The sequence below is a fragment of the Zoogloea sp. 1C4 genome (genome assembly GCF_009469605.1).
Classification (GTDB): domain Bacteria; phylum Pseudomonadota; class Gammaproteobacteria; order Burkholderiales; family Rhodocyclaceae; genus Zoogloea; species Zoogloea oryzae.
This window is the reverse complement of record NZ_SSXU01000119.1, coordinates 1-1117: the sequence shown is the minus strand read 5'-3', so window position 1 is coordinate 1117 and position 1117 is coordinate 1. Positions and strand designations below refer to the sequence as shown.

General features: G+C 65.1%; 1 pseudogene. It reads left to right on the top strand.

The features are described from left to right. Positions 1-958 (top strand): annotated as a pseudogene (locus GH681_RS23140) (IS66 family transposase); the annotation flags it as partial. Positions 959-1117 lie beyond the last annotated feature (159 nt).

Here is a 1117-nt window from a genome sequence, read left to right as displayed (position 1 = left end):
GCTCGACTACACCCCCGGCACCTTCAGCGTCGAGCGCCATATCCGTGGCAAGTGGGCGTGTGCCCACTGCGAAACCCTGGTGCAGGCACCGGTGCCCGCCCACGTGATCGACAAGGGCATCCCCACCGCCGGGCTGCTCGCCCAGGTGCTGGTGGCCAAGTACCAGGATCATCTGCCGCTCTACCGGCAGGAAGGGATCTTCGGCCGGGCGGGGCTCGCCATCCCCCAATCCACGCTGGCCCAGTGGGTCGGCCAGATGGGTGTGCAGCTCCAGCCCCTGGTCGATGCCCTGAAGGACGAGCTCCTCGCCTTCCCGGTACTGCATGCCGACGAGACGCCAGTGGCCATGCTCGATCCCGGGGCCGGCAAGACTCATCGGGCCTACCTGTGGTCCTACAGCATCGGCGCCCACGATCCGGTCCGGGCGGTGATCTACGACTTTGCCGACAGCCGCGCAGGCAAGCATGCCCAGGACTTCCTGGTCGACTGGCGCGGCACCCTCGTCTGCGACGATTACTCTGGCTACAAGGCCTTGATCGCCAAAGGCGTGACGGAAGCGGGCTGCATGGCTCACGCCCGGCGCAAGTTCTTCGAGCTTCAGGAACACGGGCAAAGCCAGATCGCTGGAGAGGCGCTGGAGCGGATCGCCGCTCTTTACGGCATCGAGCAAGACGCGCGGGAGCTGAAGACCGAAGCCCGCCAGGCACTACGGGAGGCCAAGGCGAAGCCGCTGCTGGACGACTTCAAGACCTGGCTGCTGGCCTGCCGAGGGAAGATCCCCAACGGCTCATCCAGCGCCAGGGCCATCGACTACACCCTCAAGCGTTGGGCGGCGCTGACCCATTACCTGACCGATGGAAACGTCCCCATCGACAACAACTGGATCGAGAACCAGATCCGGCCGATTGCCATTGGGCGCAATTATGTTCAGTCCGCGATTATGCGGAGTCGCCGGCGGCGTGGCTTGAAATGGCCGTGGCCAACACCTCTGCAGGCTCCGGTGGCGGATCTCGCCTGCGCATAATCATTGGTGGTTTCCTGTGGCTCCCATGCCTCACTCCAGGAGACCACCATGCCCACCGACCTCTGCTTGGCGCACCTTGTCCGCCGTGACTGG